Origin of the sequence: Bacillus cereus group sp. MYBKT111-2 (assembly GCF_051915205.1) — a bacterium.
GTDB lineage: Bacteria > Bacillota > Bacilli > Bacillales > Bacillaceae_G > Bacillus_A > Bacillus_A paranthracis.
In genome coordinates, this window is sequence record NZ_JBQAEG010000003.1 from 630582 (window position 1) to 647400 (window position 16819).

Below are 16819 nucleotides of genomic sequence, written 5' to 3' on the forward strand. Positions count from 1 at the left end.
TCCTTATTTTTTAAAACAACTAACATCCATACCAAAGATTTCAGCGATATCATTTTCGCTACGATCAGATAAGTAGGATTCAGTTGTTGATACATCGCTGTGATTAGCAAGTGATTTTAATTTTTCTAATGGTACACCTTGTTCACGTAAGTTATCTAGCCTACTATGACGAAACGCATGAGGATTTATAGAAATCTCTTTCCCTTCACGTTTGCTCAACATACCGGCCATCACATCACTCCAATAGTTGAAAGTGTTTTTCTTAACTACTTTCTTAGTTCCGTTACTATATATTCTTGCAAATAACTGAGGTATGTTATCTTCGCCTCGTTCTTGTAAGTACTGGGTGATTAAATTTTGTGTTCATTCATTGTAATAAAGTCGGAACTTCTTACTGCGTTTCCCGATGACTATATTTGTGTAATAACGCTCATCTAGTCCTTCTTTTAAAACTTGATGTACTTCATTTTTCCTTGCTGCACTGTAATAAGATATAGCGAGATACACAGCGATGAGTGTTTGATTATTCTTTTCTAGTTCATCCAACAACCATTCGATCTGCTCTTCTTTTAAAAATGTGATTTCTCTTACCGGATTCTTTGGAAGACCCTTTACCCTGGATCCAACATTGAATTCATAGTTATAATCGTCATCATCTGCACAGAATTCCAATGTAGAACGTAATGCGCTCATAAGACTATTAACACGAGCATTAGATACATCCATTTCTTGAAAAACAATGCAAAGGTTACGAATGTCTTTTCTTGTTAGTTCGATAAGGCTCTTGTTGTCAAAATGTTTGTAAATGAGATATAGGATAATCCTCAGGTCACTACGATACTGATCGATTGTGCTTTCAGCTCTACCTTGCGCCTTCTTTTCAATTAAGAAGTCTTTTACAAGGCGTTTGTTGTCCTCACTTACAAACTCATCGTATATCTTTCGGTCTACAATTCTTTTCACATCCATTCACCTCGTCAAAATAAAAAGAGAAGCGCAAAATGCGCCCCTCTTAATCTGTAAAATCCGTATTTTATTAAAAAATTAAGCCGAGATAACCTCAGAAATATTAAACGCAAACGTTGCAATAGTAATAGGGTTTGCTGTCAGGTTATTAAATCTGAAGACGATAGTATTGTTTGTAGCGTTAATACTCCAAGAGAATACAACGCCTTGTTGATTTGTCGTCGGTGTTATAGCGTAAACCTTTGATGCTACTAAACTAAATTTTGTTGGCGAAATACTTCCGGTCGCATTTGAGTTTGCTGGGACGGATACATTACTAATTGTTAAGGATTCTCTTGGCGGTGTGAAATTTAAAAACTTAACAAAAGGCGTCCACTTTGTATTTGATAAATCCCAATATCGGATATACAAATCATTAGATTGTCTTACTCTGTATGTTTGATACGTATAGAGGTCATTCGAATAACCTTTTAATGTAGAAAATGTACCTCCACCTCCGCCTGCCCCTCCTGGGAAGTTTGCAATGTCCGGATGGCTAGAAGATACCTCCATAACACAAGTTTTCCCTCTTCGAAAAATGTTATCTGTAGCAGGTGTAGCTGTGGATAGTTTTTCTGCATTTCTAATCATGTATTTGTCATTTCCTAATAAACTTTCCCATGTACCATATGTGTCTTTTAATTTCAATTTAGATTGTATATTTCTCCAAACCAATTCGTGTCCAGGATCTTTCGGGTGTGAGCCACCTTCAACTTGCGTCTCGAGAAGGTAATCAAACGCTGCTCCAGTTGCTGTAATGTAATCAAAGAACATGTCAAAATGAGAAATAAATAGGTAATCTTTTTCAATACACACTTCTGAGATAGTTTTATTAATTTCTCTCATATCTCGTAAGTATGGCGGTTTCAGCGTACCATCTATGTTATAGTCTTGTGACGGAGGTGCTGCCATTACAACCATAAAGTTACTTCGTTTGTCTACATAATCTAAAAATTCAACAAGATTTGTTTTAAACTCTTCAATTGTAGCGCTATCCCATCTATCGTTTGTCCCTAATTGTACAAATACAATATCTTCATTACCATCTACCCATTGAGATTTATGTGTATTAGCCCACTTTGCAGACTTCCCACCAATCCCAACATTCCTAAATTGTACAGATGGATATTCTCTCTTTAAAAAGTTACCAAAATGATTAGCCCAGGATTGAGAAGTTAGCACTGGTTCGAAATATTTTGTTCCTTCTTCATCAGTGAATATAAGATTTGTAGATAAAGCGTGCCCTGTCGCTCCTACACCAGCAGTAATACTATCACCAATCAATTTCACTTTTGTTGCTACCTTTAAATATTCGTATAGTAAGTAAGGCTTTTTCTTTAAAATCCCAATTTGATTAGTAAGTTGAACCGTCGCTTCTTTTGCTTCTGTTGCTACCTTTTCAGATTCAATTAAAGCTGGTACATTTACATCTTTTAATACTTTACCAGTCTCCAAAATTTTATCAAATACTTGAAACTCATTAGTTGATTCTATACTTTCATTTGCAGAAAATGACGAACGCACTTCAAAACTAAAATCATATGTGTTTATCCGCTTTTTCACTCCATTTTCTTCACGTTCAATGGATATCTCTCCATACACCTTTCCAGCTTGTATAAGTGTTTGAGTAGTCAATAAAACGCTAATTTTACCTTTTGCTTTGTCTAGTACTTCAATTTGTTTATCTTGAAATACTACTTTTTGATCAGGTTTCTTAAAATACACAATAATCTTATCTGAATCAAGCAACGTGAATTCTTTCCCACCATTAGCGATGTTGATATTTAATTCCGAAGTGTTCAAGCTATTTTGAGAAAATTTAATATCAGTATGATTCGTTTCCTTTTGTATATCTACAGTGATTTCAAACATTTGTTTCATGAACTACACTCCTTTCAAATAAAAAAAGACCCATACTATGGTCTTAGTTTCTAATAATGTTATTTATTTGTGCGAACTCACGCTGCAATAGCTTTTTAATATCCAAACGTGTTGTTCCAAATGTAACTTTTAATTCCCGTTTATTGTTCTGATACACTTCTTCTACATCCGCAATCCTAGCATCCATTTGAACACCGATTTTATCATCTTCACACGTTACGATATCCCCAAGTGTCCAATCCTTTTCATATTCCATTCCCGGTTTTTCAGTGACGTAACAAGAAAATGAAATAATTTCACTAAAATCATTTTCTAATTTTTGTTTTCCTCGATCTTTAAGCATTTTTACAATTTCAGCTTCAGGCTTCTCTTGCTTATCTTCTGTTTGATTACTTATGTCTCGAGCGTCGATAAACACTTCTTTACGAGCAAGTCCAGTTGTTTCTTCTATATAAGTCTCAACAATTCGTCTATCCTCACCTTCACCCTGTCCACCAACATACGCTGTGTTTTTATAACTGGATGTATCTTTTTCAAATTCTCTTTTTAATACATTTTCTAAACTTGTTGCAAAAACAACAGGTGGATATGTTTGTTGGTTCCTAGTTAGATTTTTTCCTGCTTGTACATCGAACACAAATTGTCTTGCGTGTTCATCTAAATAAACATCCCATCCTAAACCTGAAGCCAAAGAAATTTCTTTTAATTGTTCCGCTAAATTTTTCAAACGGCTCTCAACTTGAAGATAATTACCACGTTTCTGATTTGCTTTTAAAACTAAATTTGGTATCAATCTAGCGGAATCTGTTGGATATACGGCATGTCTATCTACATAATGCTTCATAACAGTTTCTGCCTCAGCATATCTCCTATCGTGAGTTGTATGAGAAGGAGGGAGAATAATCCGATTTCTTAATATCCCTTTGAGTTGATATCCCTTAACGGTTCTTTTATCATTTTCATCAATATGGTAGTTAGTAATGATACCCACACGTTTTTCATCAATTAAAACGAAGTTGTCTTCAAATAATGTAATTGCATATTGTGCATCGTTAGGAATTTTCAACTCGAATGTCCCAACATCTTCCCACACTCTCTTGAAATTCAACGATTCATAATCATTAATTTCTCCGATTTTTTCTAGGTCTGGTGTGTATATAATCATATAAGATTTCTCCTTTCTATACTCCTGCTGGCCTAAAGGAAACAGGACCCATAATCATCGATGCTGTTGTACTGGAAAAAACAGCTGTAAACACTAACATTCCATTCGACTTTAATTCCATAAATTGTGGCTTACCATCAACTGAAGTTGTTGAAAAATATAGATTACCTTCTGGTCTATAACCTTCATCAAGTTGTAATACAGCAATCTGATTTCCGTACATACCACCCCATGCGGACCCTTGCATATGGACCATTCCAAAATCATCTTTCCAATATCGGAATTTCTCATGCGCTCCCCCAATGTATTCAACATAATCTACCCATTGGTTGTAGAATTTTGGTGTTTTTCGAGGCTCTAACTGTTTCTTTGCATACAGTCCAGTCTGCCCTTGTAAATCTCCATATTTTCTTTCGTCAGTAATTTGAGTCACATCAATAAATGATTTCCCTTTTGTTATACGAACCTGTGCAAGGCTAATCTCATAAACAACTCCACCTCCCCACCATATATCATCCTGCTGTAAACTTGGAGGTACTGGAAGTCCTGCTGGTACGCCTTTTTTAACAAGCAATTCCATTTTTCTTGTGGCAAGATTCATTTGTATAACTACTCGATCTATACGATCTAGTGTTGCGTGTGCCGTATCATGAGTAAGTAGGAATGCTTCATCATTTATATACCCCTTACCCATTATCGTTGCGGCTCCAGGGCTTATAATAGTTTGCATGGTATTACCGAAGTAAGGAGAAACTTTTAAATCATTTATATATCCTTTAGAAACCCCGGTCCCAAACCACATATCGAATAATCTTGCGAAATCAGAAGAATTATAATCTTTTCCATCCATAAAAAGTGCATGTTGCGTCATAATACCGTCACCTCATTTTCTATATACCTGCAAAACGCTCTCTAAAACGTATCATTACTGTAGTGCTATCTTTTCCAATATCTGCGCTATAATCTAAAATATTTAACCCTCTTTGAAGTCGAAACTCGTTAAGTCTTACTCCTGGAGCTATCCAGTTGTATGCGTTTATTCTCGTTCCATCACTTTTTATTAGTTCTACTGTGTTATGCCCATATGTTGTATCAATTTCTAACCTCCACCCTGCTGGAACTTCTCTTTCTACCTTTATAGATTGCATGGTTGTTAAATTTGTAATTACTGGGGTCGTACAAGGTCCATAAATTGTAATATGCAATGGTGTTTCAACATCTCCATCATTTGTTGCAAATTTTTGTTCACCTTTTACCCCAAATTTAACAGTTGGATCAAAAGAAAAAGGAAACCTAAAAGTTGGTTTCCATGAAATCAATGGTATTTCTCTATCCTTTTCATTCTTCCAGTATGGATCAGGTGTATTAATATGGAGTAATCCTTGCTGTAAAATTTTATACTGTTCATCTTCCACACGATACTTTGGTAATGATTCTATAACAATCTCATTTTGAAAAGTTCCGTGCGGTAAAGTGATGGTTAAAATAAATGGACCTAGTTTTGGATTTAATATCCTATTTAAATGTCTGCGATATCCATAAACATCTGCAAGACTTTCTCCCTCAATATAAAATTCTAGTGGATATTGCATCTCCCTCATAGTAACAGCGCCTGTTGTAACACCGTCTTGCATATACCCTTGTGTACGAACTATATCTGCTTCACTTCCAGAAAGGTCGATTGAAACTAGTACATATGGTGGGAATGGTCCGAATTCTACTTTTTCACCTAAACGATTTTCAATCACTACACGTTTTCTCACATCGACCCTCCTAACATGAAAGCAATATCATTAATTGCTTTTTTCTGTTGCCTAATCACTTCAGATGTATCTTGATTATAAAAATGATTTACGATTTGTGCCGGCTGCCTTGTTGGTTTATCCTGATTATTGTTGCTCTGTCTATATTGAACAACATTCGGGTTATCGGATAATACTTTTCTCCATCCAGACAGATTACCCAAATCATTGATTGAAAGACCTTCAAAACGCTCCATTTGACGCCCGATTTCCGATACCATCTTGCGCATACTCTCAGGAATGTGTGTTATCCAATCGTTTTGCCAATCTCCATCTTCAAAAATTGCATTAAAATACTTTGTTAGTGGATCATCACCTTTAAAACTAAATATTTCTTCTGGTTTAATAGAACGAATACCATCCATAGCATCCGATACTGTATCTTGCAAAGCATCTCGTACCACAGAATATTGGCTTTTAATTCCCGTAGCAATTCCTTGCACCATTTGAACACCAGCAAACGCTAAATTATTAGTATGTAGCGTATTTACAAGGGACTTATGGGCATTTTCTCCAAGAGTACGACTCTCATCTTCTGCCATGTAGGACATTTTTCTAATACCAAGCGCGAATCCCTCACTAAAAGGCTTACCACCCTGATCACGTGTTAATCTCGATGGAGAGTTTACATGAAGTGTAGCCTTTAAAGCCGAAAATGCACTTTGAGCTAAAGCTGATGCTACATTTTTAACATTCCATTCTCCATTAGAAATACCTCGAGCAAACCCACTAGAAAATGCTTCGCCAGGGCTAATAGAACTAACACTTTTCAGACCAGAATTACCGCTTTCCGCTACATTAGAACCACTTGATCTCGCTTGACCTTTTGTATTTTCCATACCTTGGGCAAACTGGCCACCACCTTTTTGACCTTGTGGAGTACCATTGATTGTATTAAAACCAGTATGAGCCGAATTAACAGCCTCTAGAGCACTGCCCCTGATATAGCCTTTTTGATTAACAATACCGCTTCCAACACCTTGTCCACCTTGATTTCCTGCTGGGTTTCCGTTAATAGTACTAAAAGCTCCATGAGCGCTAGCAACAACCTGTAAAGCACTCCCTTTGATATAACCATCTTGACTTATTATTCCTTGTCCTAATTGACTACCACTCTTGTTTCCACCGCCACCATCTGTAGTACTTCCCATAATACTTTCCACAGCTTGTTTCTTTCCTGTTGCCGCATTCTCAGGAGATGTATTACCAGAAATACCATTAGCTTGTGTTTGACTAATATCAAATCCAACTTGCGTTAAATCTAACTTTGCACCATTTTTAACTAGTAAAGCTATTGCTTTCGCCGCAAGTTCAGCATTAATAGATCCATTCTGCATTCCTTGAACGAGTGTCTGCACATTAAATTGTCCAGATTCCCCCAAATCCACTTGAACATTACTTTTAATGTCTAGTCCCATTGTTTGTGCAACTTGTGGTATAGATAACGCGCCGATTTGCATCCCGTTAATTAAAGTTTGAATGTTATTCTGACCTTCTTGAGTTGTATCTACATTCACACCATTTTTCACTTGCTGTTGGAAGAACTGAAATACAGTATCAAAAGATAAGGTTCCGGTTTGAAGTCCTGTAATCCATGAATCCATTGTCATTTGCCCGTAGATTCCTAAATCAATTGTGGTATTACCTTGCATGTTTTTACTTAGAAACTCTCTCACTTCACCAGTATCTTTTGTTTTAATACCATCAATCCATTTTTGCATAGACTCAATACCACTTTGTGATAGGTCCACTTTATAAACTTCTTTCAGTTTATTGGCATTTGCTATTGCTACAGCTGAAGAATCTAATTCTCCCTTTTGAAGCTTCTGTAAAAATGTATCAATTGTGAATTGTCCAGCCGGTCCTAAATCAATTTTCATTTTGCCGTCAATTTCCTTTGCCATTGATTCGGCTAATAATCTTGATGATTCTGTACCCTTTTGCAATTCAGAAAGATACATCCCTATGCTCTCAATTTTAGATTTACCATATTGCAACTCGTATCGAAGTAACTTATCTTGATAATCTTTTTCAGCTTTTTCTTGATCACTTCTAAAGCGCTGCTCCAAATCAGCCGATTTTTCACGGAATCCATATGCCGCTTTGAACCTTTCGCTCCACCCTTTATCCTCTGCTTCTATCCTTTTAGCTTGTGATGCTAAAACCTCTGAATCTTCTTCTTTCATATGTTGCTGTAACACTTTAAATCCATCATTTCTGATAGTCTGTAAGTCATTTACATGCTTTGATTCATAAAGTGCAATAGCATCTAGTGTAGCTTTTCTTTCTTCAGGTTTAATTTCACCTAATTTAAACGCTTTTTCTACATTTTCACGCCAACCTTTTGTTTGTTTTTCTAAAGATTTAACACCATCTTCATATACTTTTATTATACTTTCGAATCGTTTTTTTCCAGCATCTAAAGATAGCATTCCGCCAGCTTCAATTTCTTTTGAAATAGACGTGATTTCCTTCGCTTTTGTATAGAATTGTTGAACGTTTTTATCAGCAACCTGTAAGGCTTGTTCAAATTTTTGAGCAAAATCTTTTGGCATTTTCATAGTATCTCCTTGATACCTTTTAATGCCCTCTTCTAAAATCTTTTCCGCTTGTGTAGCAACTTCAATCTCTTTATTAATGGATTCAATGACATTATTCTTAACTTGTTCTAAGGTTTGTTTTGCACCCTCAGGGACAGTACCCATTAACTGACTAAACATTTTATTAAAATCATTTTTCTTTCCTTCTAACTCTTTAATGACTTCATTTGTCATCCTTTGAAAAGCTTTAATAGTTTCGTCAGCTGCTTTATTCGCTTCTTCACCTGTTTTGAGTTTTAAATCCATCATATTATTAATGGCTTTATCTTTTAAATCAACATAAGCACCTGCCGCTTTACTTGTTGCATCACTTACATTCTGACCAAATTTAGCCATATTTGTTTGAGCTTGATTTGATTTTTCATTTAAATCAACTATCGCTATACCTAACGCACCTACCGCTAAAACAGCGCCTGTTATAGCTAGAGCAATCGGGTTCGCCAACAACGCCCCTATCCCCATAGCTAAGAACCCTACAGCTGTAGTTACGCCAGCTATACCAAAAGCTAACAAAGCACTTTTGGCGATCATTTGTTGCGTGGATTCGTCAAGATTATTAAACCAATCAACAACACCTTGCACACCAGATACTACATCAACTAAAATAGGTAACAACGCATCACCAAATGACTTTTTCAGAGTATCTACAGCGCCGCCTAATTGTTCAATTTTTCCTTTAGTTGTATTCATTTTTGTCTCAGCAACTTCTAATGCTGTTACCTTCGACATTTCTGTATACATATTTTTAACGCCATTAGCACCCTCTTTATAAAGTATATTAGCTGCACGAATAGCATCTGATCCAAACAATGTATACATATACGACTGTCTTTGCTCAGCCGTTAATCCTTGCATTGCCATTTGAAGAATTTCAGCAATATCGGACATTTCTTTCAAATTACCATTTGAATCGAAAAAGGCATTTGTCATAATACCCGTTTCAAAAGTTAATTTTTGAAACGCCTTCTCTGCTTTTTCAGACCCCGCCTTCACACCGGCTTGTTTTGCTGCGTATTCAGATAAAGCTCCAGTTACATCTTTAAATGAATTTGAAGTTGGTTTAATACCTTTTTCTCCAAGAAACTGCATTGCTTTTCCAGTATCGATTGTTATTAATCCCAAATCACTAAACATATCATAAGCTTCATTAGATTTAGGGATTAAGTTTGCCAGCATAGTTTTTAATGAAGTACCTGCATCGGAACCTTTCAAACCATTCTGTGCAAATAACGCTAAGGCTGTAGTTGTATCTTTAAAGCTAAGTCCAACACCAGCCGCAACCGCTGAAACCATTGATAACCCAAACTTCATTTCTCCAACACTAGTTGCTGAAGCATTTGCTGCACCAGCTAATAGATCAGCTGCTTGAGCTACTGATAAATTATCATCTTTAAATGCATTTAGAGCTGTAGAAGCAATTTCTGCTGCATCCCCCAATTCTAATTCCCCAGCTGTCGCTAAGTTCAAGGCACCTTCTAAACCGCCATTAATAATGTCCGTTAGGCTTACCCCTGCTTTAATTAGCTCCTCAATACCTTGCCCTGCTTCTACGGATGAATATTTTGTTTTTTCTCCCATCTCTACAGCAAGTTCGCTAATTTTCTTCATTTCATCGCCAGTTGCGCCAGAAACTGCTTGGATATCAGCCATTTTCTGCTCGAAATTCATAGATTCTTTTACAGCCATCGCAAGTCCAGCACCAATAACACCAGTCATGGCCGCAAAGGTAGTTCCAACTTGCCCGCCAACATCCTGCATTTTATTTCCTGTATCGCGCATTCGCTCTCCAGTACGATGAAGACGATTCTGTTGCTCGGCTAATTCGCGGTTAGTTTCTCTTATTTCATTTTGAATCCGCTCCTGAGCTGTTTCAGCACGATTCATAGCAATTGTATTGTTATCGATTTGTGTATTTAATCGCTGTAATGCCTGACCATTTGATGTGTATTCAGCTTGAAGTTGCTTCAATTCTTGTTTCAACTGTTTAGCTTCTTGTGAATTACGTCCAAAGTTTTGTACAGCTTGATTATATTGTGTTTCAAGCCTTTCCATCGATGCTGCCAATGTTAAATTGGATGCTTGTAATTGTTCTTGCTTTTGTCTTGCTTGTTCAATTTTTTGACGGTAATGTTCTACCTTTTGCCCTTGCAAAGTGAATTTTTCATTCAGATGCGTTAATTTGTTTTGTAGCTGATCTACAGAACTCCCAAGTAACCTTGCACGTTCACTCGTTAAATTGAACTCTGAATCTATTAAACGTAAACCGCGATTAATACCTGCAACACCATTTTCAAATCGTTGGGTGTCAAGTGTGACCCTTGCACCAATTTCCATATCTCCAGCCATTTATTTCACCTACCTTTATAACCAAGCTGGTGCTTGATCAGCTGTTCGAACAACATTTTTATCTTCTTGCTGGTGCTTGTATCCCATTGTTTTAAAAAAGAGAACTAAATCCATTTGATTTATATCCGTTTGAGATATACCAGAATCTTGAAGCATACTATAAATACCCAACATCATTTCTGTTGGTTTGAATGGCTCCTTCTGTTTCGTGGTTTCTTTTTTTTTGATGAATTTGTCTTCGAATCAATTGCATTGATAATAGCAACCGCTTCAGCAATACGTCCTACAATTGCTAGACAAATAGAGTAAATAATTGACGTTAGAAACCAAGCATGTATGCCATCAAGAAACTCCTCTACGGTGAAGCGATTACCAAATACTTTAACCACAAATTGAGTAGCCTCTTTTAACAAATCAAACGGAACAGTTTCAGCATTTAGCTTTTCTGTCCACTCTGCCGCTGCAAACGCATCAGTAGCCGAAATAAAATTAGGTAGAAAGAATGTTTTTTTACCAATAGATAGATTTAAAATTAATTTAAACGTTTCTGTTTTTTGTGTTTCTTGCATAATTGAGTCTCCTTCCATAAATAAAAGGCACAGCGTTATGCTGTACCTTTTTTATTAATTTATTAAGCGCTAGCTGGTGGGCTTGGTACCGTTTTGAACCAATTGGATGCAACTGATACATCGTAACCAACTTCTTCTTCATCTAAACGATGTCTCCAGTTCCCATCTGAACGTTGAATCGCTTTACATTTAATTTTAGCTGATTGGAAAGTTGGTTTATCTTCAGCTGTCTTGTGTTCATCTTCAGGAATTTCAAATTTAGTTTTATAGTAGCAATAAAAACGGTTTTTCCCATTATCTTTTGGAAGACGATATAATAACGCTACATATGGAGCAACGTCATTTACATTATCAATTACTTGACCTTTAATTATTTTTTTTCCTAATAATTCAGCGTAAGTAGATAATGAAATATCCGCCGTCTCTAATTCTATTTCTACACCACCAAAGGCACTAGCTGTTGCTAGTGGTCCACCTTCTGCATAAAAAGTTACAGATTCATTTTTAGGGGATGCTTTACCACTTACCGCATCTCCAATTTTCTTAGGTGTTCCATACGTAAACTTACCATCTGGTGTTTCTGTCAAAGGTGCATAATGCAAATCTCTAAAATCTACTGCAATTGCCATATTTGTTTTCCTCCTAAATTTTTAATTCCGTACGAAACCTCATACCATAATGATAGATTTTCGTATCTGGTTCATATAAATTTGCTGTTGTAATACGCTGAAACCCTATATTTTTCATAGAAGTATTTACTGCTTCTTTTAGATCACCCTTAACAGGGCTAAACGACCAGATATCTACTTGAAATAAAACAGTGCTAGCAGATTCCGCACCCTCCGCGTATCTGCTAGCACTGTTATCTAATTCAGAATAAGTAATCCATGTCTTTCCGTTATCATCACCACGAACCATATTGTAGATATATTCTCCACCAATTTTCTCTACAATAAAAGGATTCGTAAGAGCGCGTAACACATCTCTTTCTAAAAATCTCATACGATATGCAATGCCGATGCAAAGACATTTCGCATCTCATGAACTGCCTTTACTTCCGTGTGAGTTACTGTCTTTTCTATAAATCCTTTATGTGGTGGATGTGGCATTTTACTGGTTCCCCAGTTTTGGAATTTCATATAAAAGTGTGGAGAATTATCATCTTTCTCCCACCCCACACTAATTGATTTAACCCCATTCCGATTTTTTATTTTTCCGACAAGCACTTCGTCCTTTGCGTGTTTACCTGTTCTCCATGATTCTTTTGGTGAAGATGGTTTCGGATGCGCACTTACTGGACTTTCTACCTCTAAAGCATCTCTTACTACCTCAGCACCTTTCTTTAATGCTGAGTTTTCAATTGTTTTTACACTTCTTCCTAAAGCTTCAAAACGTTGAATTGCTTCTTGTATTCCAAAGGTTGTTACTTCTGCCATATAGATCGCTCCTCGCACACCAAGCATGTCTCTTGATGTTGTTCATCAACATCTACAACAGCTTTTATTTCAAAGAGTCGGTCATCATATAAGACTCGCATTTTCGAATCAATTCCCTTACGAAATCGCATAAAAAAATTCACTGTACGCACGGCATTTTCAGTATTTCCAGCAAATATTTCATAGTTAAATCCCTTTCCAAATGGTGTTTTTGCTCTTGCCCAAACAGTGACAACATCTTTCCATTCTGGTGGAATTGGATTCCCTTCTTCATCTTTTTTATTTGTAATTTCCTTTTGAATTGTTATTCGTTTATTTAATTTACTTGGATTCATGATTATCACCGTTATTATAGTCCCTTAATTGTAATATGGTAGTTTCTAATGACTGTTTTAACGCAGGGACATTTAATGATTTATCTTGATTCTCATAGTTTAATAAAACATGTGTAATTATCGCTATTTTGTAAAGGGCCTTTTCACTTTCAGGAACACCAGAACCTAGTAAAGCTTCTTTTGCTCCATCAATTAGAAGTTGAATAATCGTATCCTCTTCATTCCCATCAATTTTTAATTTTCCTTTTATAAGCTCCAGCATGCTATCACCTACGATCCTGAAGCACTTGTTTTCGCTGATAATTCATTGCTTAACGTTGAACTTAATCCGTTATTCCCAACAGCTTTCACTTGATAAGAATATGTTGTATCACCTGTTAATCCTGTATCTTTATAAGTTGTTGCTACTGACGTTCCTACTTGTTTACCATTACGTAATATTTGATATTCTCTAATGCCCCCATCATACACAACAGGAGACCAACTAATGTTGGCCGTTGTTACTGTTGTAGAATCAACTTTTAATCCTGTTGGAGTTTGGGGTGGATTAGGGTGTAGTCTGTACTTCTGCAATACGGAATGCGGATTTTAGTTTGATTTTATGGTCAAACCAAGCTGTTAACACAAATAGTTCAATACCTGTTTTCACATCTTTATCGCGATCATAAATCATATTTGGATCATAGTTGAAGTGGGAATATCGAAAATCACCCACAATAGGATTCACTGCTGAATCACAGAACTTAACTGGTTTTCCTAAAACTTGTTCTGGTTGAGCATTATATAAGGTTGCACTGCCATTAGCAAGCGTTTCAATTATTTCTAGATAATCTGCGTAGCGCATTTTAATAGTTGCATTCGCACGGAAATCCTCATGTAAATCTGCAACTGCTGACTTAATAGCTTTATATAAAGTTGCACCTTTAACAGCTTTAATACCAGCTTTATAGAATGACATAGACTCTTCCCCAGATTTAGGTGTTGTAGCGAATGCCACTTTCTTCTCTTTTGCTGCTAAACCACTTTCTAACGCTTGATCTACAGTTTGTACCAAGTTTGTATCTGTTGCTGCTAAAATAGTTTCCGAAATAGGTACAAACACCTTGAATTTATTACGTCCGAAGGTTACAACATCACCTTCCGCTTTTAATTCCTTTGCTGTTTCTGTATCAGCAATAAAATCATCATCATCTAATGTAAATGTAACTTTAGGGATTTCAAGATTCGTTACACTTGTAAATGTAGATACTTCCCTTAATGGATTTTTAACAAATGGTTCATGTAATAATTCATTCGTCATTGTGCTTGGGAGAATTTTTTCTCCACCTGTTGAATTCTTATCACCAAGAGCCGCTCGTGCTTCTTGTGATAAAGTACCACCGCGAATTGTAGCACGAACTAATTCTGCTTTCGCTGCAATTACCTTTTGTTTTGGATCTTCGATAGATTGTAAACCGGTTTGAGTTTGAAATTGTGCTTTTTGTTCAGCTTCCATCGTGTCATGTTGTTCTTTAATTACATTGAAACGCATTTGTAGGTCTTTCTTGGATTGTTGTAACACTTGAAGACTCTCCATAGTTGCGGATGGATCAATCGCCTTCTGAGAAAGTTCATTCTCTACTTTTTGGAGTTGCTGACCAATAGTAGATAAATTTTGTTTTAATTCAAATAATGTATTTTTTGAAAAGTATTGAAAGTTACCAAGAGATAATCGAAATTTATTTTTCATTTTCATGAATGAATTCCCCCTAAAATTGTGTTTATATAGTCCGCATTAGCTTTCGCTTCTTCGGCAATTTTTTGTCGTTCTAACATTTCGTTTGATGGTATGTTTGCTTGCGCATTAACTAGTTGTTGTGGAATATTTTTGTATTCCTTCATCCACTTTTCATCTAGACATGCTGCTGCATTATTTGCTGAGATAATTTCATCACAAAGTCCATACTCCATTGCTTCTTCAGCTGATAACCACGTCTCTGCATCTAGTAATTGTTTTAATGTATCTTCATCTAACTTGTCACCAGCACGAGTTAGATAGTGTTGTACCATCGATTGGTTAATACGTTCAATGTCATCCGCTGCTTTACGTAGCTGATTGGCATTTCCTGATGCGTATGTCCATGCATTATGAATCATCATCATTGAATTAGCATACATAATGATTTTGTCTGAAATCATTGGTAATACTGACGCACATGAAGCTCCTATTCCATCAATATAAGAGATAACCTTTGCCTGATGTCTCTGTAACATGGCGATAATAGCCATCGTTTCAAAGACAGATCCACCTGGACTATTGATGTAAAGGTTAATTGTTTCAATATCGTTACCTAATTCATCGAGTTCATTTTTGAACGTAATAGAAGATACTTCTCCATACTCTTCCCATGCATACTTTGTAATTTCTCCATAAATAAAAACATCAGCCGTTTTACCATTGGCGGATGCTTTCATTTGAAAAAACTTATTCTGTTTGTTCTTTGCCACCGTTTTTCACCCCCTTCCGTTGAGTTGGATCCATATCAATTGGATATAGATCACCACTTACCCAAAGTTTTGAAGCATTACCACCTACAGGTGGTTCATCTTCTTTTTGACGAACATCATCTTGTGATAACCATCCACTCCTAATTGCGGCTTGATAATAAGCTGTTCTTGAAGCTGTATCACCTCTTAACAGCCCTCCAAGGTTGAATTTAAAGTAGTGGCCTTCTTGCCGTTCCTTTTTATTCAGCAACTTACGGTTCATTTCTTGCTCATACTGACGAACAATAGGAGTCAAAGTCATTTGAACAAACTGAATCATCAGCTGTTCATTACTGCTATAACTTTGTCCTTCCGTATCATTTAAAAATGTAACCGGAACATTAAAAACGTTAGCAACTCGCGAACGAGTGATTCGTTCTGATGCTAACGTATCTGAAGCGAAGTATTTCCGCTGCATTTCTTCTATATTCACACCTGGTTCCCTGAATAAAATACCACCGTTCTCTTGATAAAATCTTCTAAAATCATCAATGATTTTTTGTCTCTTATCATTATCTACCTGTGTTGCATAATCCAAAATAAAACTATCTTTCTTCTGCATTTCTGACAAACTAAATTCTTGTACTGCCTTATCATATTCAAGAGTATTTCTCAAAACATCAATTGGACAAATACCTTTCCATCTTGAAATACCTGTGATGTGTTTGACATGAAACATGTTCATATTGTGGATGTAATATGTACCTTCAATCCCACGTACCTCATACCACAAATTATTATCATCCGTGTTTAAAAAAGGCGTTACATAAGCCGATTCAATAGGGATTAATGATTCCACTTGAAATCGAATGTCACGGATGATAGCTGCATAACCATTCCCAGTCTCATTTCTTGAAACTTCAATTTTATTTATCCATTCAAATCCGGTCATATTCGGATTAGGTTCATTCATCACAACATCAGACACTTGGTTAAAAACCGTATCATAATCCTTATAAAGCTTTAATGGCAAAGATGCTACTGTATTAGATAATCTACTAATCACACTGAAAATTGTCTCATTTGTAGCTAACTTTGCATTATCAATTCCCCAAAACTTCCTTCCAAACCAAGAAGTGAAGTTATACCCAGCACCTTTCCATCCCAATGAAGCTCCTTTAATGGCTCCCTTAAAACGATTAATCAGTTTCAAT

At 36.2% G+C, this 16819-nt stretch carries 16 protein-coding genes and 1 pseudogene; all 17 read right to left on the minus strand.

Translation table 11 applies throughout. The features are described from left to right. Nucleotides 1-3: 3 nt before the first annotated feature. Nucleotides 4-963 (minus strand): annotated as a pseudogene (locus ACTFNE_RS11960) (tyrosine-type recombinase/integrase). Between the two features lie 81 nt (nucleotides 964-1044). Further along, entirely contained in the window at nucleotides 1045-2886 is a 1842-nt protein-coding gene (locus ACTFNE_RS11965) for an SGNH/GDSL hydrolase family protein (RefSeq protein WP_270705983.1), read from the minus strand. A 43-nt stretch (nucleotides 2887-2929) separates the two neighbouring features. Beyond that, entirely contained in the window at nucleotides 2930-4051 is a 1122-nt protein-coding gene (locus tag ACTFNE_RS11970; protein WP_270705982.1) for a siphovirus ReqiPepy6 Gp37-like family protein, read from the minus strand. Nucleotides 4052-4067: 16 nt separating this feature from the next. After that, nucleotides 4068-4922 carry a hypothetical protein gene (locus tag ACTFNE_RS11975; RefSeq protein WP_073540821.1) on the minus strand — a complete coding sequence of 285 codons (855 nt, stop codon included), beginning with the start codon at nucleotides 4920-4922 and terminating at the stop codon, nucleotides 4068-4070. A 19-nt stretch (nucleotides 4923-4941) separates the two neighbouring features. Continuing rightward, complete coding sequence (locus ACTFNE_RS11980; RefSeq protein ID WP_088339411.1) at nucleotides 4942-5814, minus strand: phage distal tail protein; 873 nt, start codon at nucleotides 5812-5814, stop codon at nucleotides 4942-4944. Further along, a complete protein-coding gene (locus ACTFNE_RS11985) occupies nucleotides 5811-10799 on the minus strand; it encodes a phage tail tape measure protein (protein WP_270705981.1) in 4989 nt (1662 codons plus the stop codon). The genes ACTFNE_RS11980 and ACTFNE_RS11985 overlap by 4 nt, the downstream gene beginning before the upstream one ends. A 15-nt stretch (nucleotides 10800-10814) precedes the next feature. Next, a complete protein-coding gene (locus tag ACTFNE_RS11990) occupies nucleotides 10815-10955 on the minus strand; it encodes a LysR family transcriptional regulator (protein ID WP_046941685.1) in 141 nt (46 codons plus the stop codon). Between the two features lie 17 nt (nucleotides 10956-10972). Then, nucleotides 10973-11368, minus strand: a complete 396-nt coding sequence (gene gpG / locus ACTFNE_RS11995; RefSeq protein ID WP_046941683.1) for a phage tail assembly chaperone G — start codon at nucleotides 11366-11368, stop codon at nucleotides 10973-10975. Between the two features lie 62 nt (nucleotides 11369-11430). Then, on the minus strand, nucleotides 11431-11997 hold the full coding sequence (locus ACTFNE_RS12000; RefSeq protein ID WP_046941682.1) for a major tail protein: 567 nt from the start codon (nucleotides 11995-11997) through the stop codon (nucleotides 11431-11433). Nucleotides 11998-12010: 13 nt separating this feature from the next. Further along, nucleotides 12011-12370, minus strand: a complete 360-nt coding sequence (locus tag ACTFNE_RS12005; protein ID WP_046941681.1) for a structural protein — start codon at nucleotides 12368-12370, stop codon at nucleotides 12011-12013. Further along, nucleotides 12367-12804: an HK97-gp10 family putative phage morphogenesis protein gene (locus tag ACTFNE_RS12010; protein WP_073540813.1), complete on the minus strand. Its 438-nt coding sequence runs from the start codon at nucleotides 12802-12804 to the stop codon at nucleotides 12367-12369. The genes ACTFNE_RS12005 and ACTFNE_RS12010 overlap by 4 nt, the downstream gene beginning before the upstream one ends. Then, nucleotides 12792-13139 carry a phage head closure protein gene (locus tag ACTFNE_RS12015; protein ID WP_001069938.1) on the minus strand — a complete coding sequence of 116 codons (348 nt, stop codon included), beginning with the start codon at nucleotides 13137-13139 and terminating at the stop codon, nucleotides 12792-12794. The genes ACTFNE_RS12010 and ACTFNE_RS12015 overlap by 13 nt, the downstream gene beginning before the upstream one ends. After that, nucleotides 13126-13401 carry a head-tail connector protein gene (locus ACTFNE_RS12020; RefSeq protein WP_000891188.1) on the minus strand — a complete coding sequence of 92 codons (276 nt, stop codon included), beginning with the start codon at nucleotides 13399-13401 and terminating at the stop codon, nucleotides 13126-13128. Before ACTFNE_RS12020 ends, ACTFNE_RS12015 begins: the two co-directional genes overlap by 14 nt. Before the next feature lie 8 nt (nucleotides 13402-13409). Continuing rightward, nucleotides 13410-13712, minus strand: a complete 303-nt coding sequence (locus ACTFNE_RS12025) for a fibronectin type III domain-containing protein (RefSeq protein ID WP_073540811.1) — start codon at nucleotides 13710-13712, stop codon at nucleotides 13410-13412. Beyond that, complete coding sequence (locus tag ACTFNE_RS12030) at nucleotides 13687-14874, minus strand: phage major capsid protein (RefSeq protein WP_073540809.1); 1188 nt, start codon at nucleotides 14872-14874, stop codon at nucleotides 13687-13689. Before ACTFNE_RS12030 ends, ACTFNE_RS12025 begins: the two co-directional genes overlap by 26 nt. Next, on the minus strand, nucleotides 14871-15626 hold the full coding sequence (locus ACTFNE_RS12035) for a head maturation protease, ClpP-related (RefSeq protein ID WP_073540807.1): 756 nt from the start codon (nucleotides 15624-15626) through the stop codon (nucleotides 14871-14873). Before ACTFNE_RS12035 ends, ACTFNE_RS12030 begins: the two co-directional genes overlap by 4 nt. Then, on the minus strand, nucleotides 15604-16818 hold the full coding sequence (locus tag ACTFNE_RS12040) for a phage portal protein (RefSeq protein WP_073540805.1): 1215 nt from the start codon (nucleotides 16816-16818) through the stop codon (nucleotides 15604-15606). The genes ACTFNE_RS12035 and ACTFNE_RS12040 overlap by 23 nt, the downstream gene beginning before the upstream one ends. Nucleotide 16819 lies beyond the last annotated feature (1 nt).